At 49.8% G+C, this 21,459-nt stretch carries 19 protein-coding genes; 12 read left to right on the top strand and 7 right to left on the bottom strand.

From position 1 onward, the window contains the following. Nucleotides 1-45 precede the first annotated feature (45 nt). Genes INF37_RS10635 through INF37_RS10625 form a run of 3 tightly spaced genes read left to right on the top strand, consistent with a single transcriptional unit; the run spans nucleotide 46 to nucleotide 2,733 of the window. Nucleotides 46-864, top strand: coding sequence for a DUF3298 and DUF4163 domain-containing protein (locus INF37_RS10635; RefSeq protein ID WP_193538245.1), 819 nt, complete (start codon nucleotides 46-48; stop codon nucleotides 862-864). After that, complete coding sequence (rlmD, locus tag INF37_RS10630; protein ID WP_193538243.1) at nucleotides 852-2,477, top strand: 23S rRNA (uracil(1939)-C(5))-methyltransferase RlmD; 1,626 nt, start codon at nucleotides 852-854, stop codon at nucleotides 2,475-2,477. Before INF37_RS10635 ends, rlmD begins: the two co-directional genes overlap by 13 nt. Nucleotides 2,478-2,487: 10 nt before the next feature. Next, complete coding sequence (locus tag INF37_RS10625; protein ID WP_193538241.1) at nucleotides 2,488-2,733, top strand: DUF6061 family protein; 246 nt, start codon at nucleotides 2,488-2,490, stop codon at nucleotides 2,731-2,733. Nucleotides 2,734-2,784: 51 nt separating this feature from the next. Here the strand turns inward: INF37_RS10625 and INF37_RS10620 are convergent, their stop codons facing one another. From INF37_RS10620 to INF37_RS10590, 7 genes are all read right to left on the bottom strand, one after another. Further along, nucleotides 2,785-4,611 (bottom strand): ATP-binding protein, encoded by a 1,827-nt coding sequence (locus INF37_RS10620; protein ID WP_193538239.1) that lies wholly within the window; start codon nucleotides 4,609-4,611, stop codon nucleotides 2,785-2,787. Between the two features lie 20 nt (nucleotides 4,612-4,631). Next, nucleotides 4,632-5,819 carry an SIR2 family protein gene (locus tag INF37_RS10615; RefSeq protein ID WP_193538237.1) on the bottom strand — a complete coding sequence of 396 codons (1,188 nt, stop codon included), beginning with the start codon at nucleotides 5,817-5,819 and terminating at the stop codon, nucleotides 4,632-4,634. A 21-nt stretch (nucleotides 5,820-5,840) separates the two neighbouring features. Continuing rightward, on the bottom strand, nucleotides 5,841-9,068 hold the full coding sequence (locus INF37_RS10610) for a type ISP restriction/modification enzyme (protein ID WP_193538235.1): 3,228 nt from the start codon (nucleotides 9,066-9,068) through the stop codon (nucleotides 5,841-5,843). A gap of 30 nt (nucleotides 9,069-9,098) precedes the next feature. After that, nucleotides 9,099-9,377, bottom strand: a complete 279-nt coding sequence (locus INF37_RS10605) for a hypothetical protein (RefSeq protein WP_193538233.1) — start codon at nucleotides 9,375-9,377, stop codon at nucleotides 9,099-9,101. Between the two features lie 232 nt (nucleotides 9,378-9,609). Further along, the gene (locus INF37_RS10600; protein WP_235964302.1) at nucleotides 9,610-10,263 is read right to left on the bottom strand and encodes a sigma-70 family RNA polymerase sigma factor; all 654 of its coding nucleotides are present in this window, start codon (nucleotides 10,261-10,263) and stop codon (nucleotides 9,610-9,612) included. Beyond that, nucleotides 10,253-11,101 carry a helix-turn-helix domain-containing protein gene (locus INF37_RS10595; RefSeq protein WP_193538230.1) on the bottom strand — a complete coding sequence of 283 codons (849 nt, stop codon included), beginning with the start codon at nucleotides 11,099-11,101 and terminating at the stop codon, nucleotides 10,253-10,255. The genes INF37_RS10600 and INF37_RS10595 overlap by 11 nt, the downstream gene beginning before the upstream one ends. Before the next feature lie 7 nt (nucleotides 11,102-11,108). Continuing rightward, the gene (locus INF37_RS10590; RefSeq protein ID WP_193538228.1) at nucleotides 11,109-11,300 is read right to left on the bottom strand and encodes a helix-turn-helix domain-containing protein; all 192 of its coding nucleotides are present in this window, start codon (nucleotides 11,298-11,300) and stop codon (nucleotides 11,109-11,111) included. A 227-nt stretch (nucleotides 11,301-11,527) separates the two neighbouring features. Between INF37_RS10590 and INF37_RS10585 the strand changes: the two genes are divergently transcribed. The 9 genes from INF37_RS10585 to tsaA all read left to right on the top strand — a co-directional run bounded on the left by INF37_RS10585 (nucleotide 11,528) and on the right by tsaA (nucleotide 21,440). Beyond that, nucleotides 11,528-12,148, top strand: coding sequence for a CHC2 zinc finger domain-containing protein (locus tag INF37_RS10585; RefSeq protein ID WP_193538226.1), 621 nt, complete (start codon nucleotides 11,528-11,530; stop codon nucleotides 12,146-12,148). After that, nucleotides 12,126-13,505 carry a DNA primase family protein gene (locus tag INF37_RS10580; RefSeq protein ID WP_193538224.1) on the top strand — a complete coding sequence of 460 codons (1,380 nt, stop codon included), beginning with the start codon at nucleotides 12,126-12,128 and terminating at the stop codon, nucleotides 13,503-13,505. The genes INF37_RS10585 and INF37_RS10580 overlap by 23 nt, the downstream gene beginning before the upstream one ends. A gap of 391 nt (nucleotides 13,506-13,896) precedes the next feature. Next, complete coding sequence (locus INF37_RS10575; RefSeq protein WP_456239157.1) at nucleotides 13,897-14,115, top strand: LLM class flavin-dependent oxidoreductase; 219 nt, start codon at nucleotides 13,897-13,899, stop codon at nucleotides 14,113-14,115. After that, nucleotides 14,112-15,098 (top strand): MobV family relaxase, encoded by a 987-nt coding sequence (gene mobV / locus INF37_RS10570; RefSeq protein ID WP_193538220.1) that lies wholly within the window; start codon nucleotides 14,112-14,114, stop codon nucleotides 15,096-15,098. The genes INF37_RS10575 and mobV overlap by 4 nt, the downstream gene beginning before the upstream one ends. Beyond that, complete coding sequence (locus INF37_RS10565) at nucleotides 15,082-15,264, top strand: hypothetical protein (RefSeq protein WP_193538218.1); 183 nt, start codon at nucleotides 15,082-15,084, stop codon at nucleotides 15,262-15,264. The genes mobV and INF37_RS10565 overlap by 17 nt, the downstream gene beginning before the upstream one ends. An 88-nt stretch (nucleotides 15,265-15,352) precedes the next feature. Further along, nucleotides 15,353-15,595 carry a helix-turn-helix domain-containing protein gene (locus INF37_RS10560; protein WP_193538216.1) on the top strand — a complete coding sequence of 81 codons (243 nt, stop codon included), beginning with the start codon at nucleotides 15,353-15,355 and terminating at the stop codon, nucleotides 15,593-15,595. Then, nucleotides 15,579-17,252, top strand: a complete 1,674-nt coding sequence (locus INF37_RS10555; RefSeq protein WP_193538214.1) for a recombinase family protein — start codon at nucleotides 15,579-15,581, stop codon at nucleotides 17,250-17,252. The genes INF37_RS10560 and INF37_RS10555 overlap by 17 nt, the downstream gene beginning before the upstream one ends. 98 nt (nucleotides 17,253-17,350) lie before the next feature. Beyond that, entirely contained in the window at nucleotides 17,351-20,740 is a 3,390-nt protein-coding gene (locus tag INF37_RS10550) for a PAS domain-containing hybrid sensor histidine kinase/response regulator (protein WP_193538212.1), read from the top strand. Between the two features lie 13 nt (nucleotides 20,741-20,753). Continuing rightward, complete coding sequence (tsaA, locus tag INF37_RS10545; RefSeq protein ID WP_193538210.1) at nucleotides 20,754-21,440, top strand: tRNA (N6-threonylcarbamoyladenosine(37)-N6)-methyltransferase TrmO; 687 nt, start codon at nucleotides 20,754-20,756, stop codon at nucleotides 21,438-21,440. Nucleotides 21,441-21,459 lie beyond the last annotated feature (19 nt).

The raw sequence follows: 21,459 nt of genomic DNA, 5'->3' as shown, positions 1-21,459 counted from the left end.
GCGCTCTTAAGGTGCGGGCTTTGCCGCACCGGAAAGGAGATCTGTATGAAACGATCCGCACTTCTCCCGCTGACCGCTCTGCTGTTGGCCCTGGTGTCCTGTTCTCCCAAAGCGCCTGCTCCGTCTTCTTCCACGGCACCAGTTCCCACACCTTCGGCTCCCCCCACCCCCTCTCCCACCCCCACCTATACCTATGTTGCACCTGTTCTCTCCGAGCAGGTCTTTACCCAGGACTACACGGCCGACGACGGCACCACCGTACTGTCGGTGTCCTATACTCTGCCGGATTTCGAAAATAAATCCGAGTCCCCCGCCCTCGCCGCCATTTCCGCCTGGTATGCCGCTGAGGGACAGGCTCTTCTGGACAATACCACCGCCACCACCGCCCAGGACGCCCTCAGTGACTATGAGCTCTCCGGTCCTCTCGGGCTTCCGTTTCAGCCCATGAAAGAGGAAATGACCTACACCTCCCTCTATCAGAATGAGCAGGTCATCTCCTTTGCCCGGGAATTTTATGCCTCCTCGGAGGGGACCGCGCACCCCACTGTCTTCCGTATGGGGGAGCTCTTTGACCTGACCACCGGTGCCTCGCTGACCTTTACCCAGTGCTTTACCGACGCCATTGCCGCCTCGGAACAGGCGCTGGAGTATATTCTCGCCTCGGATACGGCTGCCGGACTGATGCAGCAGGGCGTGGAGAAAGCACAGCTCCAGGCCGCTTTTCAGCCGGAGAACTTCTATCTGACCAAGGATGGATTCGTTTTCTGGTTCCAATCCGGGGATCTGGGCGCCAACAACAGCCCCGTGGAGATCCCCGTCCCCTATTCTGCCTTGAAGGAGTATCTTGTCTCATGGATCGGATGATGGAACACACCATACAAACACTGACTGTCGACGCCTATTCCAGCGACGGCGCCGGCGTCGCCCGTCTGGACGGCGCGGCCGTCTTTGTGGCGGGCGGCCTGCGGGGTGAGACCTGCCGGGTCTACCTGGACAAGGTGGGACGCACTGCGGTCTGGGGCCATGTGGTGGAGGTCCTGACTCCCTCCCCCAACCGGCTGACTCCTGACTGTCCCTATGACGCACAGTGCGGCGGCTGCCGTTTTCGCCATATGACCTATGCGGAGGAGCTCTCCGCCAAGCGCCAGCGGGTAGAAGATGCTCTGCGCCGCATCGGCGGACTGGATCTGTCGGTGGAGGAGATCTTAGGTGCGGCCCATCCCGAGCGCTACCGCAACAAGGCACAGTTCCCCGTCTGTCCCGGTCCCCGGATCGGATTCTATCAGGCCGGGACCCATACTGTCACCGATGTAGCCGACTGCCTTCTCCAGAGCGAAGCGGCCGCCCGGCTGCGCACCGCCGCCAAGGAGTGGATGACCGCCTTCCGCATCCCCGCCTATCAGGAGAAGAGCGGCAAGGGCCTGGTACGCCATGTCTATGTCCGCACCAACCGCCGCGGCCAGTCTCTCTTCTGCCTTCTGGTCAACGGAACCAGTGTCCCCCACGAGGAAGAGCTGGTGCAGGCCCTGCGCCGCGCCGAGCCCGGCCTGATCGGTGTTGTACTGGGCGTCAACGAGAAGCGCAGCAACGTCATCCTCGGTGACTCCTACCGCACATTGTGGGGGAATGACTTTTTGGATGACACCCTCTGCGGACTTACCTTCCGCCTGTCCGTTCCCTCCTTTTATCAGGTCAATCCGGAGCAGACCGAGATCCTCTATGGCAAAGCGGCCGAATTTGCGGCCCTCACCGGAACGGAAACCGTTCTGGATCTCTACTGTGGCATCGGCACCATCGGTCTGACCATGGCCGGAAAGGCCCGCTCCATCATCGGCGCCGAGGTGGTCCCGGAGGCCATCCGGGACGCCCAGGCCAACGCCCAGCGCAACGGCATCACCAACGCCCGCTTCCTGTGCGGAGATGCCGGTGAGGCCGCCCGCCGTCTGGCGCAGGAGGGACTCCGCCCCGATGTGGTGTGTGTGGACCCCCCGCGGAAGGGTCTGCGGGAGGACGTGGTGGAGACGGTGGCCTCCATGGCTCCCCAGCGCATTGTCTATGTCTCCTGTGATCCCGCCACGCTGGCACGGGATCTGGCCCGTTTTGCCCAGTGCGGTTATTCCACCCAGAAGGCCGTGGCCGTGGATATGTTCCCCCGTACCGCCCATGTGGAGACGGTTGTCTTGCTTTCCAAGGGAGAAATCGACTCCAAAAAGGTTCGTGTGGAGTTCTCGCTGGAGGATATGGATATGTCCGGGTTCCAGAATGACGCTACATACGGGCAGATCAAAGAACGTGTATTGCAGCAGACCGGGTTGAAGGTTTCTTCCCTCTACATTGCCCAGGTTAAGCAGAAATATGGCATTATTGAGCGGGAGAACTATAACAAGCCAAAGTCTGAAAATGCCAAACAACCGAAATGTCCGCCAGAAAAGGAAGCGGCAATTACAGAGGCATTGAAGTTCTTTGGGATGATTTGAGGTGAACAACATGGAGCGTGCGATCTCTTGCGAGTTCAATTTGGATACAGCCTGCGTTGAACTGAAATTTGCTGATGGTAGCATGATTTCGATTGATACGGTTGCTGTTGAAAATGAGGTAGCAGACAATATGTATCAACGATCCGAATTGGACTGGTTAATCTATAACCAGCCACTAGAATATGCAAATGTAGTGTTGAGCGGAGGATTGGAGAAATATATTCACGGAACACCCCAGCATCGTTTGACAGATTAACTACATAGATTTGTAAAGCCCATCGGCCATTATTGACCGATGGGCTTTGTTTTAAGGTTCTTTCCACAACTCCGTAAGATTTATGGTGCTACTTTGTGGTTGCTGTTGTTTTGGCAATAAATCAACCTGCACCAAAACAGGAAAATTGGAAGCAACGCCAGTAAAGATACACGCTCCTTGTGGCAGGACAGAGATCATTTCATATGAAGTGTTGTCAATGAATGCCACAGCTTTACCAATGGCTCGTATATCCTCATTGTTAACCAATCGATGAATGAAATAGTTATGCAATTGAGAAATAATGGTTTCCGATATGTCAGATGGACGCTGACTTGATATGGTTAAAAACGTTCCAAACTTTCGCCCTTCTTTGATGATTTCTTCAAAAGTTTCTAAGCGGTAATCTTTCCATGTCTGACTTTCTCGCTCCGATGTTGTGGACAAGACATTATGCGCTTCGTCAATGATAATATGTAAACTACTACCATTGAAGTTTAGCCGTTGACGTTCATAGAAATACTTGCAAATAATTAGGGGAACAATCTTTTTGAATTCCACATTAACATCAACCAATGAATATATTGCCAGCCAATCAGCGGGAGGATTGTCACATATTTTGAAAAGACGCTTTACTCGTTTTACTCGATTTTCAAATCTTGAAATAAGTGGACCAACGTGCTCCTCATTGATATATTGCGAGCACAAAGAATCTAAGTATTTATACCGTAAAGCGTACTCAAATGTCAGATATTCATCTTCACTTTTATAATTACCAAGGAAAAACACTGAATCCAAAATAACAGAAACAAATTGCTGTTCGTAATCATCAGAAGTATTTCCCCAGTGATCACCATCATCATCTGTACGGAAAAATTTTGGGCCCTGTCCGCGAAGCTGAATACTATTTAAAATTTTAATCCCAGGCTCGGCATCAACAAATAGCAATGTGAGAATGTTCTTAAGCCCTGTCAATTGCCGCAAAAACATTTGAGGGTCATCATAATATCGGAGAAGCAGATTTTTTAACATTCCACGAATATATGCCATAAGATTATCTGTCCCGCGTAACCGACGGTATAGATCAATGCTCTTGCTTAGGAAAGGCTTTTGCGTTTTCTCTGTTGCCTCACATATTATTGACCAGAGTTCAACATCTTCCAAGAAAGATTGATGAATAGGGATTGAATCTCCTGTATCAACTCTTGTTGATAGCCGATATACCCGCTTGCTGTCATCGAAGGCTTGGGTGTACTCCCCATTAAAATCGATAAGAAGAAATCTACTTTTAGCAAATCCGGGCATTCCTTTAAAACGTTGAAAGCACTCAGTGTATATTTTGGCTAACGTATTTGATTTACCACTTCCGGTATTCCCGAATATTCCTATATGACTGGCGAAGAGCGAATTTGCCGAGATAAAAAGTTTTTCTTCTTTGTAATCGTTAATAGAGCCAATACACACAGAAGTAGTTAAATCAGAGCTAAACTCAAAAATCTTTTGTACTTCTGTATCAGCAAGCATATATGCGTCCGAGAAGACCAGCGGAATGTCAATTAAGCCTCTCTGGAAACGCCCGTCATTCAGCACACCCATAATGCTTACTTCGATAATGCGATCAATGGTTTCGCTTTCTTTTGAAAAGCGGGGTTGGCAGTTATTCTCACCTGTAGACTTATTCTCTTGAATGTATTCTCCTTCTATACGGCCAATGATATTGCTGAATCCTTTTGGAATCTTTACAAAACTACCGACAGACACATTTTTAATAACGTGTCCTTGGTATACCAAAATATTGCTGTTTTTGTTTTCAAAAACACGTATACGAAGTTTTTGACCACGTACTTCAATCACTTGTCCGATTTTATAAAAATCGTTCATACCAATTCACCTCTTTTCTTTTAGGAATGGATATGCGACAAAATCTGATTGAAATAGTTCAAAGACAGGTTTTCTCCATCAAGTGCAATATAAGTAATATTATTATTTTTTACTTCACCGAATAGCCTTTGGAAATCCCCAATTGCGGTGGCCTGATATACAAAAATGAGTATTTTCAACGATGGGTTAACCATGGAGCGTTTTACTAAATCTAGGATATGCTCATCCCTAAAAGAAAAACCATTGACCACCAGAAGTGAGTTCTCCTTTTCTAATTCATTAGAGAAAATACGTAAAAGTTCATAGTAATTCTTGTTCAACAGCGTGTCACTAAATTTTTCCTTGGTCGGATTCACAATTAGAAAAGCCATTTTGTACGCTTGAATGAATTTGCCGTAGTCATCCTCTTTAGCAAGCAATGTGTCGAAAATACTGCTTGCAAATAAAGATTGAATTTGCTTATTAGCTTCATCCGGCCGATTCGCTGTAAAATGTGCATCAATAGTTGACACAATAGTAGTATCGAACAACGTTGAGTAAGTATTTGTAAAGCACCCTATTTTATCGCGATACTGCCGATATATAATACCACCCCAGAAAATGTCTTGGCCCCAAGTAACAGATCCGTGTAATTTCAAAAGATTCACAGAAGGAATTTCTGCTTTCCTATTGGAGAATATGGCTTGTCTGTAATATGTTTTCGAATAATTATCAGTGGAAAAACGAGGCTCAATTCTCCCCTCAAAGCCATCATTGCATATGCAATTTGAATGGTCAAAAATGAGCTCGATTATTGGATCATAATTGGTTGTAAAAATGCTAAACTGCCTATCTAACGCCGGATTGCCTCTTTCAGAAAAAATTCGGTATACAATATCTCCGAATTCTTTATATGGATCAAATGAGGAATCATATGTCGATATTTTAGAGGAAATGGGCGCAATACATCTAACGAAAAATGACCAATACAAAAAAGCGGATAATATCGTAACTTTTTTCCTTTCATCCTCATTTTTTGCTTGGTATTTTTGCAGCGCTTCAAAAATCACCTCATTATTGCTCAAAGTTCCTAACAGATTTGCAGAGAATCCGGCGCCAAACAAGAAATTTACTCTACAACCAGAAAACAAGTTTCTGAGTATGGATTTTGTATCTTCTGAAATTGTAACCTTTCCAGCATCTACTGCAATTTTAATTATTTTATCCATGGTTTCCTCTTTTTCTAATACTTATTTGTGCAGACCTTTCAGATGTTCTCTTATGCGAATCGTCTCATCGAGAGCACCCACAATATTTTCGATGTGAGTAAAGGAATCAATCGTAAGTGCTTCACCCTTATGTTCCTTGAACCACTTGTCCAACACTTGATGCCCACCAATTTGATATTTCCATACTTCTTGAGAAATGCCGGTGATACGTTTATTGGCATTTAACTGGAGCACTCCATTTTTATATTTGATGGCTCCGATTTCCATATCATCAGGGGTATTGGGTTCAAGAGCTAGTTCTGCTGGGGCTTTAATTTGCATTAGATGCAGCTTTCTCAATCGCTCACCCGCAGAAACATACTCTCGATATAGTTCTTCGCTAACATAAAATTCCCCTTCGTCTCGTTCTTTCTCCGGTGTGTTGATGATTGGGACACGAGGAAAATCCCTGCAAAGATACTGTTCATACTTCTCACAATATACAGGGTCATGTAAGACACCATACACATAATCAAATATCTCTATTGGCTCCGGCTTTTCAGACAGATATTGCGTTAATTTATTGAATGTTTCGTCGTTCAAATTGGCAGTCCAACTTTCGCCAGTCAGTCCAGATTCAGAGCGAAGATAAAGTGGGGCAATATAGGTAATCTCGCACATAGCTGAGAACAGCCGATGAGCAATAATATTTTGTGATACAAATGGAGAAAAGAAACTTCTGGAAGTTTTGCAAAAGACCAAACCGATATTCGCTCCAATCGGGCTATTTGGTTCTGCCAGTAAATGTCCCATCGTGTTCTTTTCTCGGGGCCAAAGAACCCATCCACAAGAATTCCCAGAATAATATGTCCAACGAGAATCAAACGGACGAAATGAAATCGGAGTTATAGTGCCTCCGGACAATACATCATTTTGGATTTTCTCAGCTGTTTGTCCACGGCTAAATCTGCCCCATAAATCGAAAATATCTTTTTCTTCTGTGGCATTCTTAACAATGTCCATTCTCCTAATCAATTCAGCTTTTGTAGGAGCAATGGATGCTCCGTCATTACCAGAGACAATCCCTGTCACATTTACTGGGAACAGTTCGGCTACGCTAACACCTTTATCATAGGCTTCCTTATCATTACTTCCAAACGGAATAAAATACGCCATCTTTTGATCTAGCTTCAACTGAGAGAAAACCAGGTTGCCCTTGGCCAAGGCTTCAAATTTCGCTTCTCGAGTTCCCCAAATATCCGTGTAGTACACCTTTGCCCAATCGGTTTTTTTAGTTTTCTTGACGCCAATAAACAAAGAAACCCCCTGCATAATGTCAAAGATGTTTTCATCCTTGCTTCCATCTGGAGCAGTTTCCTTTTTGTTGGCACTACCGTGAAGATTCACAATATAAATTTTATCAAAGGTTCGCAGAAGGCTACCACGCATACCTCTAAAGGTCGGATTATCTAGATACCCATTATTAGATACAAAGGCGAGTACACCTTCTTTATTCTTATCAATGATCTGTTCGGAAAAACGGAAGAATTTTACGTAGTCATCATTCAGCCAGTGTTTCTTTTCACCGAAGTCGGTTACTCCATCTGTTTCAGTCTTGTATGCTGAAATGTCGTATGGGTTTGTAGATGCTGCCAAATATGGGGGATTGCCAATAATCACCTTAATTGGGCGGCGTGTTTTCCATGTATCAGCATTATAGGCTTCCTCTGTTATGGCAGCCGAAAAATCAAACAAGGTCAATTGTTCTCCACGTTCCAAATCGGACATGGGCGGTGTCAGAGTGTTGGTCAAAAAAATGTTTGTGGGAAGCTGAGTTGTCGGCAAATGACCAAGTGTTTCATCAATGGTACGGCGAATCTTCAAGTGTGCAACAACATAGCTCGTCATCATAATCTCAAACCCAATTAAGCGGGAAAGCAAGCCATTCTCTTGCTGAATATAGTTTTCGTAAAATACTGACCGACCACCAGAAAAATATGTATTTTTAATGTATTTGATAATTTCCGCACCAAAAGAGCCAGTACCGCAGGCTGGATCTAGAATGGCTACACGGGGTACGGAAATCGTCATCTCGTCTGACCACTTGTTTTTCGTTATCTTGTATGGCGCACACGGAACTTTCGTTGTGATCTGTTCGTTATTAGACAACCCACCTTCAATAGCAAAATCTTCGACCAAAATTTTATCTACAAAGGAAATCAGGTATTGCACAGCTTGAACTGGTGTGTAAAAAACGCCAAGAGATTTTCTTAATGCCGGGTCATAAAAAGTCAAAAATTCCTCGTAAAAGTGGATGATCGTATCTTTCTTCTCGTCTCTTTCCAGCAAATTAGAAATATTACAAATGCGATACAAAGAGCATAGCTTATCAATAACACCTTCAAGGGTGGGATGTTTTCTTCCGGTTCCTGTAATATGTAAAAAGAACTGCTTGAGAAGTTCAGATTCTTCTTGTAAATATTTGATGGCCTCATACCTATCAAATGAATCCGGCGTTGTGTCATTATACCTGGCAATAAATAACCCATAAACGATAGTCTGGGCATACATATCTGCGAACTCACGAGTGTTCATTAAGGGACGAAGGTCAGATTTAATCCTGCGATATAACCCGTATAGCTCCATGAACATAGGCAGTTTCTTTTGATTATCAGTCAAGAGCGGTTGCCCATTACCATCATCTTTAAGAATACCAGAAATAATGCTGCGTATTGTACGGGCGTGCATTGCCATATACTCAGCCAGCTTAGTAGATGATTTTATTTGTGCGGGGTCACGGAGCAAAAAATCTTCTAAAAGGCTAAAAAACAATTCGATATTGTCTTCTCTCAGAACTAGCTTTCCATCAACCAATTTCATAATTCGCAGACCGGTATACATCTCTGTATCACCTGCACGCCAAAACCGCCATTCAATATTGTCAGTCAAAATAGCGTTGCCATATCTATCAGCTTCAATCTTGATCTGAGAGAGCGCCCTTTTATCAATGCCACCAACCTTTTTAACTTCAACGCCGGCAAAAGGTTCGGTTTCTGTAACTTCTTCTTCGGTATGCCAAAGCTTGATATCAATATTTTCTCCAGATTGTCCTTTGCGTTCACCAGACAAATCACGGGCTGCACAGCCAATATCCGTAAATAAAGCCATTATTGGGGCATTATAAGATGATTCGACATTTCCGAGGCTATATGCGTCACACACCGCCTTGAAGTATTTCGTGATAATTTCTGTTATATTGGTTTTCTCCATGTTAGCCTCCTGCTTATACTCCATATAAAATCATACGAAAATCGTTATTTCTTCTGCTTTTGCCATAGCGGACACATGGGAATTTGCAAAAACAAGGCAATATCCCATGCGGGAAAATCTGAGAACCACCACCCCATGGTGAAAGTGTTTTTCAGATTTTACATTTTTGACAGCGTGGAAACCACCCAGCTTTGAGAGGGTGGATACCATTGCTGCCAAAAATAATAGGGTATCCAAAGGAGAATATCCCCTTTGCTCTGGGTTTCCAATAGGGGCGAGTAGCATCCCTGTTGGCACACGATTTTCCATAGGAAAGTCTAGTGTGTTATACCTTTGCTTCCGGCTGACGCTGGAAAGGGACTGGCTTCGCCATCTGCTGTGCGGGCAGATAGCGGTTGACAGACACTTTTCGGCGGCAGTAGGACAGGCGGATTTCGTGCAGCCACGGACGAAATCAGAATTTGCCAAACAGCAAAATCTGCCTGTTCGGAAAAGGAAGCAGAGGTATATCAAAGCCTTCGTCCCGCCGCAGCGAAACGCACTAATACCACCATGGCAGCTCCAGCCATAGATTGTCCAGCGCCAATGCTTCGGTTGACCTTGCACGGCTCTCGCTAAGATGGAAGTGCAAGGCTGTTCCTACCAGAGGATGCTCAATATCGTCCTCAAAGCCAAAGCGGTACAGTAGATAAACTCGCTCCCGTTCTCTTATGCGCCGCAGCCCTTCATAGAGTTCTTTCCGGTTTTCCGCTTCCTCCATAATCTTTTCCGGTTCCGACGCATAGGGGTCGGCAATCAGGTCAGAACGCTGCATAGGATCTTCGCCGGGAAGAAGATCATCCAGATTGATTCTCTCCATGGGGATACCATCTTTGTCAGACTGCATCCGCTGTTCAAAGGTTGCAAAAGCAGCCGAAATCAAATCCATCATGGCGTTGCGGATGGCAGGCCCCGCATAGGTCAGGAACTTTATTTTTTTGCCGGGATCATACAGGGAGATTGCCCGGAGCAAGCCGATACTCCCCTCCTGAATCAGGTCATCGTGGTCGATACCCAGCTCACTGTTCCCAAGGCCAACACTGATGTACAATTCATTTGCAGTTTTTCGAATATATCCCAGATTGTTCTGCACCAGCTGCTCCTGCGCCTGTGTATCCCCTTGCTGTGCCAAAGTGCAAAGCTGCTCATTGGTCATCGTTTTCATCACTTTGTTTTGGCTGCATACTTTCCATCATGTGAAGCAGCGCCTGCTGTAGTTCCACCAGTGATTCATCTTCTGCCAGTCCCATCTGGGATATGGGCTGCACGACCATGGCGGCAAGCTGCTCCGGGGAAACCGATGGATGATGAAGATCCTGCCCTTTGGTCAGTTCTGAGAACATCTGCTCGGTAAGCTCTTTTGTCATGTTCTGGGAAATCCCCTCCCCGGAAGTCATTTCCTTTTTGATCTCCCGAAGAACCGCCATGAATTGATTTTGAATGTTGGTCAGATCGGCTTGAAAAACCGGAACCTTGTTAAGAGAGACTGCCTGTGCCGCTTGTTGAGTTGCTTTCCGAATTTCCGGCTGTTCTTTGCCAGTCATTAACAACATGGAACTTAACGATTGCAGGATTTGATTCTGTGCGGAAAATCCGGAAGCCATCGTTTCATCAAAATACAAGGCAATCATACTGGTCAGCTGGGCAAAGCGGCGGTTTTCTATCAGACGGCTCACCACTTCCGGATTTACTCGCCCTGTATAGAGATTGCGTGCTGCTTCGGCAGAAAGACCAAGCTCAGAGATGTCATAATTTTTCTTATCCGGCACATTGGTCAGACAAAGCAGAAAATCCGAGGATACATTAAAGATTCGGGCAATACTGATGATCTGCTCGATAGTCAGTTTATTCTTTGTCCCATTTAGGAAACGGCTGATGGAACTTTCCGTAACGCCAATTTTAGAAGCAAGCTCCGCCTGCGTAATTTTATACTCCTTCATCAAATCTTGTAATCTTTGCTGTGGAGTATCACCAGGGAGATATTCCTGTTCCATAGGCAGATCACCTCGTTTCTTTTCTGTATTTCCCGCTTTTAATGCGGGCATCGTTTGGTTTTTCTGCATCCTCCGGGATGATCCAGCGACTTCCTGCTCTTTGTGCGCCGGGAATCCGGTCTTGGTTGCAGAGGATGCCAACCCGTCGGGGAGAAATCCCCCATTTCTCTGCAATTTCAAACGTAGAAAGATATTTCATAACTAGCCCTCATTGTTTACAATTCTACTTTTTATTATATTCCATAACAGGAATAATCTCAATCCATATTTTGAGACTCCAGCCGCCTTCTATCTTGCAATTTTGCAAGTTTTGGAGGCGGTATTTTATTTTCTTGCAAGACTGACGGATTTTTTGAGCCATGCCCTTTTTCTCCGTACATTGAGGTGACAGGAGAAACCTGTACAAAGATGAAGGAGGAACATGAGATGGATATTTTTACGACTGTAAAGGCAGCGGTTACCGTAAGACAAGCTGCTGAACACTATGGCCTGCAAGTCAGTCGAAACGGTATGACTTGCTGTCCCTTTCACGATGACCGGCATCCCAGCATGAAGCTGAACGAGAGGTACTTTTACTGTTTCGGCTGCGGAGCCACCGGCGACGTGATCGACCTTGTGGCGAAGTTGTTTGGTCTGAGCAGCTACGAGGCGGCTAAAAAGCTGGCTCATGACTTCGGGATTGACCCGGGCAAGCCACCAGCGGCAATCGCCCTGCCCAAACCGGAACGCCCCCTGCTGAGAGCATACCGTCAGGAGGAAGTGCGCTGCCTGCGGGTATTGTGCGATTATCTGCATCTTCTGGAACGCTGGAAGGTGCAGTACGCACCCAAGACAGCGGAAGATGTTCTGGATGACCGGTTTGTGGAAGCCTGCCAGATGCTGGACTATGTGGAGTATCTGGCGGATTTGCTTATTGCCGCCGAACTGGAACATCGGGTGAAAATCGTGGAAATGCTGAACAAGGATGGCCTGATCGCCGGTTTGGAGAAACGGTTAAAGAGATTGGAAAAGGAGGAAGTCCCTCATGAAGAAAAACAAGCAGCCTGACGGGATGCCCGTCTGGTTTGATGGAAAAAGCATCAACGAAGCCCTGTTTTGTGATGAGTTCTTGCAGACACACAAGACCATCTTCACAAACGGGGCTTTTTTCACACCCGAAGGCCGTGTGACCGATGAACTGCCCCTGCGGGGAGAAATTTTTGAGGAGCTGAAATGCTGTGCGGTCAGCAATATTCCTCGCAAAATCAGCAACATTGTGGAGTTGATGAAGCTGGCGGCGCTGGTGGAGGATTTTCCACCGGAGCCGGACCGGATTCATCTTTCCAACGGGACGCTTTTTCTGGACGGGAGATTTATGGAGGGAAAACCTGAAATCGTCCGCAACCGCTTCCCCGTGGCCTACAACCCCAACGCTCCGAAGCCTATCCTCTGGCTGCAATTTCTGGATGGCCTGCTCTACCCGGAGGACATCCCCACTTTGCAGGAATACATCGGCTACTGTCTGATTCCCAGTAATAAGGGCCAGCGGATGATGGTCATCAAGGGCAATGGCGGCGAGGGGAAGTCGCAGATCGGCGCTGTGCTGGGAGTTTTGTTCGGCTCCAACATGAAGGATGGCAGCATCGGGAAAATATCTGAGAACCGGTTTGCCCGTGCGGATTTGGAGCATATCCTCCTGTGCGTAGATGACGATATGCGAATGGAGGCCCTGCGCCAGACCAACTATGTGAAATCCATCGTCACCGCCCAAGGCAAGATGGATTTGGAGCGCAAGGGCAAGCAGAGCTATCAGGGATGGATGTGCGCCCGGCTGCTGGCTTTCTCCAACGGGGATTTGCAGGCGCTGTTTGACCGGAGTGACGGATTTTACCGCCGCCAGTTGGTGCTGACCACAAAAGAAAAACCAGCTGGCCGTGTGGATGATCCTGACTTGGCCGAGGAAATGAAAACTGAGGTGGAGGGCATTCTGCTGTGGGCTTTTGAGGGATTGCAGCGGCTGGCCGCCAACAACTTCAAATTCACCGAAAGTGACCGCACCAGAGAAAACCGGGAAGCAGTCAAACGGGACAACAACAATGTATATGATTTTCTAGATTCTGATGGGTATGTTCGCCTGAAAGCTGATCTATCTGCCAGCTCCAAAGAGCTGTACGAGGCATACCAGATTTACTGCACCGAAAATAATCTGCCTGCCCTGAAACCCCGTAGCTTCAGCGAAGCCCTGATTGCCTGCCAGAGCCGCTACAATCTGGAATACTGCAACAATGTGACCAATGCAGCCGGGCGGCGGGTACGTGGCTTTCTGGGGATTGAGGTACTGGTGAGAAATCATATATCAGTGTTTTCCGGTGATTCGATGCGTACGTACGTACCGGAAGATGTGCCGGAGGAATGGCGGCGCTGAACCATGTACGTACGTACACTTTGATTGACCATTGTTCCCCCTTTTATAGTAATTCAGCGGTTATATCTCAAAAATTACTGGCAAAATCGGAGGTGCAAATCAAGGCAAGTGAGAATCGAAAAGTATTTGACGGTTGGAAGAAATCATTTTGCGAAACCGTGCTTCTCGCCCCGGTGAACCGGGTGCATGGAATCATGGGAAAATGCACGGTTTCGAGCCAAGTCACACGGAACGGAAAGGTCGGAAAGTGCGACCTATGAATAGGACATCACACCAGCAATTCTGAACGGATTCAGTGACAGTAGAATTTTTCACGAAACAGCGAAGCGGTTATGCCAGAGGGTGTACCGGCTTCGCTTTCTTATTAAGTAAATTTAGGAGGATTTTTATGATGACGGTACGCAACGAGATCAAGGCCCAGATTGTCCGGGCCGGATACACCATGCAGGAGGTAGTTGATCGGCTCCATGAGGAATACGGCTGGTCGGACAGTGTTTCCAACCTGTCCGCCAAGCTCCAGCGGGAATCCATCCGCTACAAGGAGGTTGTGGAGCTGGCCGATGTGCTGGGATACGACATCATCTGGCAGAAACGGAGGGACAGAGTATGAGCAAGCCGCAGTATGCCATTCTCCGCTTTGCCAAGTACAAGGGGCCGGAGATTGGGAATATTGAAGCCCACAACGAGCGCACCAAAGAGAAATACGCCAGCAACCCCGATGTGGACATCAGCAGGAGCAAGTATAATTTCCATCTGATCGAGCCGCAGCGGAAATATCGTGCGGAGGCAGAACGGCAGATCAAGGAAGCTGGTTGCCGTACCAGGTCAGACAGTGTTCGGGTAGTAGAAGCCCTGATAACTGCCACACCGGAGTTCTTTCAGGGAAAGAAGAAATCTGAGATCAGGGCCTATTTTCAAGAGGCTCTGACCTTTCTCCAGCAAAACCAAGACCCCAAAACAATCATATCTGCCGTGGTGCATATGGACGAGAAAACGCCCCATATGCACCTTTCTTTTGTCCCGCTAACTGTGGATGGCAGGCTCAGCGCCAAGGAGATCGTGGGAAATAAGAAAAAGCTGACCCAGTGGCAGGACAAGTTCTGGGAACATATGGTGAGGAAATATCCCGACCTCGAGCGTGGGGAAAGTGCCAGCCAGACCGGACGTGACCACATCCCACCCAGAGTGTTCAAAGAGATGACCCGTCTGACCAAGCAAAAAGCCAAACTGGAGGAATTGCTAGCTGGTATTGGAGCCTTTAACGCAAAAAGCAGAGCTGCCGAGATTGCGGCTCTGCTGGATAAGTATATTCCGGCTGTGGAACAAATGCACAGCACCCTGAAGAAGTATCAGGTGGCATTTACGGAAACCACCGTGGAGAACAAAAAGCTGAAACAGGAGAACGCCCAGCTGGAGCAGACTTTGGAAAAAGCAACCCAGGAAAGCACCTTGAAGCAGTTGGTCAATGCCAAGCTGCGGCGGGACTATGCTGACGCTGTTGCTGTGCTGGATCGCATCCCTAAAGAGGTTTTGGATGTGTATACCCGTGGTGGCCACGGGAGAAAGGAGCGGCCTATTGAGCAAAATTTATGATAATCCGAAATATAATGCGGCGTTTGACCGCTGTATTGATATAATGACAAAATTGATGCTGAAATATGGGAATCAAGTTTTGGAGCAGCACCAGACAGCTGCTCCTGTTTCTTTGCAGGAACAGCCAGATACGGAGCAAAACAGTTCTTTTGCTGACGCTGCTTAAAAGTTTACAATTTACACGTTGTGTAATTATCAAGCCGATGGTATAATAATTACACAACGTGTGTTTTTTTGTTTATGGAGATGATGCGATGGACTGCAAAACCAAAATAAAAGAACTGCGGGAAATGACAGGTATGAACCGTAAGGACTTTTGCAAATTCTTTCATATCCCCTATCGGACAGTAACAGAATGGGAATTGGATAACCGTCATGCGCCGGAATATGTCCTGCGTCTTTTGGAGTATTACATCCGTAATGAGGGATTGTTAAAATCACCGGCAGAGCAAAAACACGCCGGAGAAAGGAGTTCCAGCCATGAAAAGACGGACTAAGTGCTATATCTACACGAGAGTTTCCACTTCCATGCAGGTGGATGGATACAGTTTGGATGCCCAGAAGGACAAGCTGCGGAAGTATGCCGAGTATGAAGATATGACCATTGTTGGGGAATATTCTGATGAGGGCTTTTCCGGCAAGAATATTCAGGGACGGCTGGAATTCCAACGTATGCTGAACGACATCCAAGAGGGCAAGGACGATGTTTCGTTTGTTCTGGTGTTCAAGCTGTCTCGCTTTGGCAGAAATGCGGCGGATGTACTCAATTCCTTGCAGCTGATGCAGGATTTTGGTGTCAATTTGATTTGTGTGGAAGATGGTATTGATTCTTCCAAAGATTCCGGCAAGCTGATGATCTCCGTCCTTTCTGCTGTGGCGGAAATTGAACGTGAAAACATTCGGACGCAAACCATGGCAGGCCGTGAGCAGAAAGCCCGTGAGGGAAAGTGGAACGGTGGATTTGCTCCGTATGGCTACAAATTAGTGGATGGCAAATTGGAAATTGCCGAAGATGAAGTAGAAGTGGTAAGGCTCATTTATGACAGATATATCCATACCAACGATGGAATTAACGGTGTGGCGAAGTATCTGAATGACCACGGATACAAAAAGAAAATCCGTCAGAATGGCACGATCCCCGGCTTTTCTTCCAACTTTGTGAAGGATGTTTTGGACAATCCTGTTTACATGGGTAAGATTGCCTACGGCCGCCGCAGAACGGAAAAGAAGCTGGGAACAAGAAATGAGATGCACGTGGTCGAGCAAGACGAGTTCCCGATCTATGAGGGGCAACATGAGGCGATCATTTCAGAAGAAGATTGGAACCTGGCACAGGATAAACGGAAGGCCAACGCCTTTAGGAGGGAAAAAGTAATTGACCCGGAACACGCGCATATCTTGTCCGGTATCCTGAAATGCCCCTGTTGCGGCAAAAGCCTTTACGGGAATATTGCAAAAGCACACAGCAAGGATAAGAAAACCCGCTATTACTATTACTGCAAAAATACGTTGGGTGCAACCGGACACAAATGCACCTTCCGTGTGAACATTGAGCAGAAAGAGATGAACCGCATGGTTGCGGCAATCATTTCGGCTATGGTCAACGATCCGCAATTTTCCAAGGCAATTAAGGAGAAAATAGGGACATCCGTTGATACCGAGGATTTGGAAAAGCAGCTCGCCGCACTCCAGGCGCAGCTTCGTCAGACCCTGGGCATTAAATCAAGGCTGGAGCATCAGATGGACACGCTGGATATTAACGATCCCCATTTTGACCGAAAAATTTTGGATTTGCAGCGGCGATATGATGAACAGTATGATAGAATAGAGCAAATCGAGGCAAAGATAGACGAAGTAAAAAGCCAGATTCAGAGTATCCGTCAGGAAAAAATCTCCGGCGACAATATTTACCAACTTCTGCTGGTCTTCGATGAAGTATACGGCGCTGCCACGGAAATCGAACAAAAAGAGTTTATGAGAGCGTTCATTGAACGAATTGACCTGTATCCAGAAAAGCAGAAGGACGGAAACTGGATCAGGAACATGGTGTTCAATTTTCCGGTTCCTGTGAATGGGCAGGAAGTAACTGAACTACCCTTGGAATCTGGGACAATGCTCGAGACGGTCTGTCAGCTCATCCGGGCCAGCCGCTGAGTCAACCGCTCCGCCTCAACTACATTCACTGATACTTCGCAGCGCCTTCCGGGCCGGCCTATCCCGGACTTTTGCTGTGTGCCCATGGAGGTACTGCTATGACAAATCCCCGCTCTTCTCTCACGGAGATTCTGGACGGCCTAAAGACCACTGCGGTCTACATCGTCCATCCCCAGACCCGGGAACTTCTTTTCCGCAATCAGGCCGCCGTTGCCCTGACACCCGAACTGATGCCCGGAAGTCCCTGTCCCGCCTTTCCGGACGCCTCTGTCGCGCCCATTCACTGGCAGGACGACACCGAGGCGGAGATGCTCTCCCGCACATTTCCGCGGGAGGTGGGGGACACTTCCTCCCCCTGTACCGGTACGGTACCGGTATCGGCACTCTCCGCCTGCTGCGATCTGTTTTCCTACGTGCTGGACCTTACCGCGGGCACATATTGCATCTGTCCGCCCGCTCTCTCGGGTCAGCGGGGCACATTAGAAGAGCTGCGCACGCAGCTGTGTAGCCAGGTCTCCTCGGACCGTGTCTCTCTGCTGGAGCATTTCCTCTCCCCGGAGCAGCTGCGTCAGGCACTGACCGCTCCCCTCCCCCCGCTGGAGCTGGATCTGAAGCAAAGCGATGGCAGTGAACACCATGCCGTCCTCACCCTGCTGCCCCTCTCTCCCGCCGCCTGTGGTCCGGACCGCGTCCTGCTCACCGGCCGCACCCAGCACCAGACCATGGCTGCCAGACGGCATGCCGCCGAGCAGCGGGCGCTCTACGACTCTCTCACCGGCGGGGTGGCCAAGTTCCGGATCGACGAACAGACTACCTTCCTGGGCGGAAGTTCCACCTTCCTGGAGATGTTCGGTACCCCGCCCCACAAGGGTATGGGGCACAGTATCCTCCACGAATACCGGGCCCATATTCTCTCAGAAATCCACAGCAAGGCCCGGCGCCGCCTGCCCATCTCGCTGGAATTTCCCATGCTGTGCCGGGATGGCCGCTCCATCTGGGCCCAGTGCGAGGGGACCTGTGTGGAGGAGGACGGCGGATATCCGGTCTATCTCTTCCTGCTGCTGGATATCACTCTGCGCCACGAAGCGGTGGAGGCGCTGGAACAGGAGCGGGCCAAGTACCGCCTGGTGGCGGAAGGGGCCGCCGACATCGTCTTTGAGTACTTCCCCCATCAGGACCACCTCTGTATCCAATACAGCCAGGGCGAATCCAGCCTTGCCATTCCCGGATATCTGGGCGATGTCGTGCAGCGGGAACGCTGTTCCGGCGCAGACCTGGAGCGGCTTCGGCAAGTCCTGTGCGGCAGTCTCCGGCAGGCTGAGGTCCGCATTATCCCCTACCAGGAGGCCGAGCCCCACTGGTATCTGCTCCAGGGAAATCCGCTTCTGGACGGCGGGGAGATCACCCGGGTGATCGGCACCTTCCGCCTCATTGACGAGCCAAAGGCCCAGATCCAGACCGCCCAGCACCAATTGGCGGAGGCTCTGGAGGAAAACCGGCGGGCCAACCGCCGCTTCTCCAGCGCGGTGAGCCGGTTCTATGATGCCATCTATGAGGCAGAGCTCTATTCCGGTGATCTGATTATCTGGAAGGAGTCGGAGGGGGGCCTCACCCCCATGGAGAGCGGTGTTACCCTGTCCGAGCACATCCAGACGGTGGCTGACCATTTTGTCCATCCGGATTACCGGGAGCGCTTCCTGGCCCAATTCACCCAGGAACGGCTGCTGGAGTTCTTTCTCAGCGGTGGGCAGGAGTGCTCCATGGAGGCGCCCAACCTTCTCGTCTCCGGTGAATACCACTGGTTCAGCCTCCAGGTCCAGCTGGTGGAGCGGGAGGAGCATGTTCTGCGCATCATGCTCTACCTCAAGGATATCGAGGCGCAGAAGGCCGAACAGGAACGCCGGCAGCAGGCCCTGCGAGACGCCCTCAAGCTGGCCGAACAGGCCAACGACGCCAAGACGGACTTTCTCTCCCGGATGAGCCATGACATCCGGACACCTATGAACGCCATCATCGGCATGACCACCATTGCCTCCTCCCACCTGGAGGAACCGGAAAAAATTGCCGACTGTCTGCAGAAGATCACCTCTTCCTCCCGGTATCTTCTCTCACTCATCAACGATATTCTGGATCTCTCCCGCATTGAATGCGGCAAGCTCTCCATTGCCCAGGAGCCCTTTGATCTGTTACAGCTGATCGAGGATCTGAACGCGGTGTGCTCCTCCCAGGCCCTGCTCAAAGAGCAGGAGTTTCGCATGATTGTCTCTCCCCAGCTGCGGCGCACCTATACCGGCGATGCCCTGCGCTTCCATCAGATCCTGATGAACCTGCTCGGAAACGCCCTGAAGTATACGCCCGAGCATGGCCATATCTCCTTCCGCGCCGACTGCAAACGGCTGACGGCGGATTCCGATCTGCTCACCTTCCAGGTGCAGGACGACGGCATCGGCATCACGCAGGACTTTTTGTCCCATATCTTCGACGCCTTTTCCCAGGACCGCCAGACCGACGCCCGGGTGGGCAGCGGCCTGGGCCTGGCCATTACTCAAAACCTGGTCCATCTCATGAACGGCAATATCTCTGTGGAGAGTGAATTTGGCAAGGGAAGCTGTTTTACGGTGGAGATCCCCCTGAAATATCCCGATGTCCAATCCGGCTTTGCCGAGGATGATCTCCCCGTGGACCTGCGGGTCCTGGTGGTGGATGACGACTCCACCGTTCTGGAACAGGCTGTCACCCTTCTCTCCCAGATGGGGGTCACGGCTCAGATCGCCGGCAGCGGCGCCAAGGCCCTGAGCATGCTGGAACACGAGCTGGAAAAACAGCAGCACTACGACATTGTTCTGGTGGACTGGAAAATGCCGGGCATGGACGGCGTCGAGACCGTACGGCGGATCCGCACCCTGACCGGCGGCGAGACCTTGGTGGCCGTCATGTCCGTCTATGACTGGAGTGATATCGAGACAGAAGCCCGGGAGGCCGGTGTGGACCTCTTTGTCTCCAAGCCGCTTCAGCCCCACAATCTGCGCGCCGTACTCACCTCGTCGGCCCGCCATCACAGACAACAGGCCCAGGAGGTCCACTTTGACGGGCAGCGCGTACTGCTGGTGGAGGACAATGAGCTCAATCAGGAGATCGCAGCCACCATTCTGGAGGAAAAGGGTCTTCTGGTAGATGTGGCGGAAAACGGGCAGGTCGCTCTGGAGCGGTTCCAGGCCACCCCGCCGGGGACCTATTTCGCCCTGCTCATGGACATCCAGATGCCGGTGATGAACGGCTACGAGGCCGCCCGGGCCATCCGGGCGCTGGACCGCCCCGACGCCTCCAGCGTTCCCATCATCGCCATGACTGCAAACGCCTTTGCCAGCGACGTCTCCGAGGCCATGTCGGCAGGTATGAACGGCCACATCGCCAAACCCGTGGAATTTGAAAAGCTCGCCGCTCTACTCCGCGACGTGGCCAGAGGGCGTACCGACGCCCAACCGTGAAACGAGGGATACTATGTCTGATACCCATTCCATCCATGTCATCGCCCACATCCACACCCAGTTCCCCACGAAATTCGGCATCCCCCGTCAGAGTGGTCTGGTGGAAGAACTGCGGGGGACGGTGGTCTTTGAGCCGGAATACCGCAATCCCGACGCCCTGCGGGGTTTGGAGGCCTTTTCCCACATCTGGCTGATCTGGCAGTTTTCCGGTGCGGTACGGGAGAACTGGTCCCCCACCGTCCGCCCGCCCCGTCTGGGCGGCAACCGGCGGATGGGTGTGTTTGCCACCCGCTCTCCCTTCCGCCCCAACCCCATCGGGCTCTCCTCCGTGCGCCTTCTGGGCGTGGAACACCATCCGGAGCTGGGACCTGTGCTCCAGGTGGCCGGGGCTGACCTGATGGACGGCACGCCCATCTATGACATCAAGCCCTATATCGCCACCGACCTCCATCCGGATGCCGCGGGCGGCTTTACTTCCGGTCTCGACGAGCGCAGACTGGAGGTGGAGTTTCCCCCCGCTCTTCTGGAGCAGATCCCCGAGGCACACCGCTCCGCCCTCCTGGGGGTGCTCTCCCGGGATCCCCGTCCCAGCTATCAGAAGGATTCCGACCGTCTCTACGGCCTGGCCTTCGCCGGATGGGATATCCAATTTACCATTTGGGAAGGCGTCCTCACCGTCCGCCATGTCCGCCCCTGCTGACCCGGGGCACACTGAAAAG

It is taken from the genome of Pseudoflavonifractor gallinarum, assembly GCF_014982855.1.
Taxonomy (GTDB): domain Bacteria; phylum Bacillota; class Clostridia; order Oscillospirales; family Oscillospiraceae; genus Pseudoflavonifractor_A; species Pseudoflavonifractor_A gallinarum.
This window is presented reverse-complemented; position numbering and strand designations above follow the sequence as displayed.

Coding starts and splice junctions, on each gene's coding strand:
- INF37_RS10635 (WP_193538245.1), top strand. CDS start 46: ATGAAACGATCCGCACTTCTCCCGCTGACCGCTCTGCTGTTGGCCCTG.
- rlmD (WP_193538243.1), top strand. CDS start 852: ATGGATCGGATGATGGAACACACCATACAAACACTGACTGTCGACGCC.
- INF37_RS10625 (WP_193538241.1), top strand. CDS start 2,488: ATGGAGCGTGCGATCTCTTGCGAGTTCAATTTGGATACAGCCTGCGTT.
- INF37_RS10620 (WP_193538239.1), bottom strand. CDS start 4,611: ATGAACGATTTTTATAAAATCGGACAAGTGATTGAAGTACGTGGTCAA.
- INF37_RS10615 (WP_193538237.1), bottom strand. CDS start 5,819: ATGGATAAAATAATTAAAATTGCAGTAGATGCTGGAAAGGTTACAATT.
- INF37_RS10610 (WP_193538235.1), bottom strand. CDS start 9,068: ATGGAGAAAACCAATATAACAGAAATTATCACGAAATACTTCAAGGCG.
- INF37_RS10605 (WP_193538233.1), bottom strand. CDS start 9,377: ATGGAAAATCGTGTGCCAACAGGGATGCTACTCGCCCCTATTGGAAAC.
- INF37_RS10600 (WP_235964302.1), bottom strand. CDS start 10,263: ATGACCAATGAGCAGCTTTGCACTTTGGCACAGCAAGGGGATACACAG.
- INF37_RS10595 (WP_193538230.1), bottom strand. CDS start 11,101: ATGGAACAGGAATATCTCCCTGGTGATACTCCACAGCAAAGATTACAA.
- INF37_RS10590 (WP_193538228.1), bottom strand. CDS start 11,300: ATGAAATATCTTTCTACGTTTGAAATTGCAGAGAAATGGGGGATTTCT.
- INF37_RS10585 (WP_193538226.1), top strand. CDS start 11,528: ATGGATATTTTTACGACTGTAAAGGCAGCGGTTACCGTAAGACAAGCT.
- INF37_RS10580 (WP_193538224.1), top strand. CDS start 12,126: ATGAAGAAAAACAAGCAGCCTGACGGGATGCCCGTCTGGTTTGATGGA.
- INF37_RS10575 (WP_456239157.1), top strand. CDS start 13,897: ATGACGGTACGCAACGAGATCAAGGCCCAGATTGTCCGGGCCGGATAC.
- mobV (WP_193538220.1), top strand. CDS start 14,112: ATGAGCAAGCCGCAGTATGCCATTCTCCGCTTTGCCAAGTACAAGGGG.
- INF37_RS10560 (WP_193538216.1), top strand. CDS start 15,353: ATGGACTGCAAAACCAAAATAAAAGAACTGCGGGAAATGACAGGTATG.
- INF37_RS10555 (WP_193538214.1), top strand. CDS start 15,579: ATGAAAAGACGGACTAAGTGCTATATCTACACGAGAGTTTCCACTTCC.
- INF37_RS10550 (WP_193538212.1), top strand. CDS start 17,351: ATGACAAATCCCCGCTCTTCTCTCACGGAGATTCTGGACGGCCTAAAG.
- tsaA (WP_193538210.1), top strand. CDS start 20,754: ATGTCTGATACCCATTCCATCCATGTCATCGCCCACATCCACACCCAG.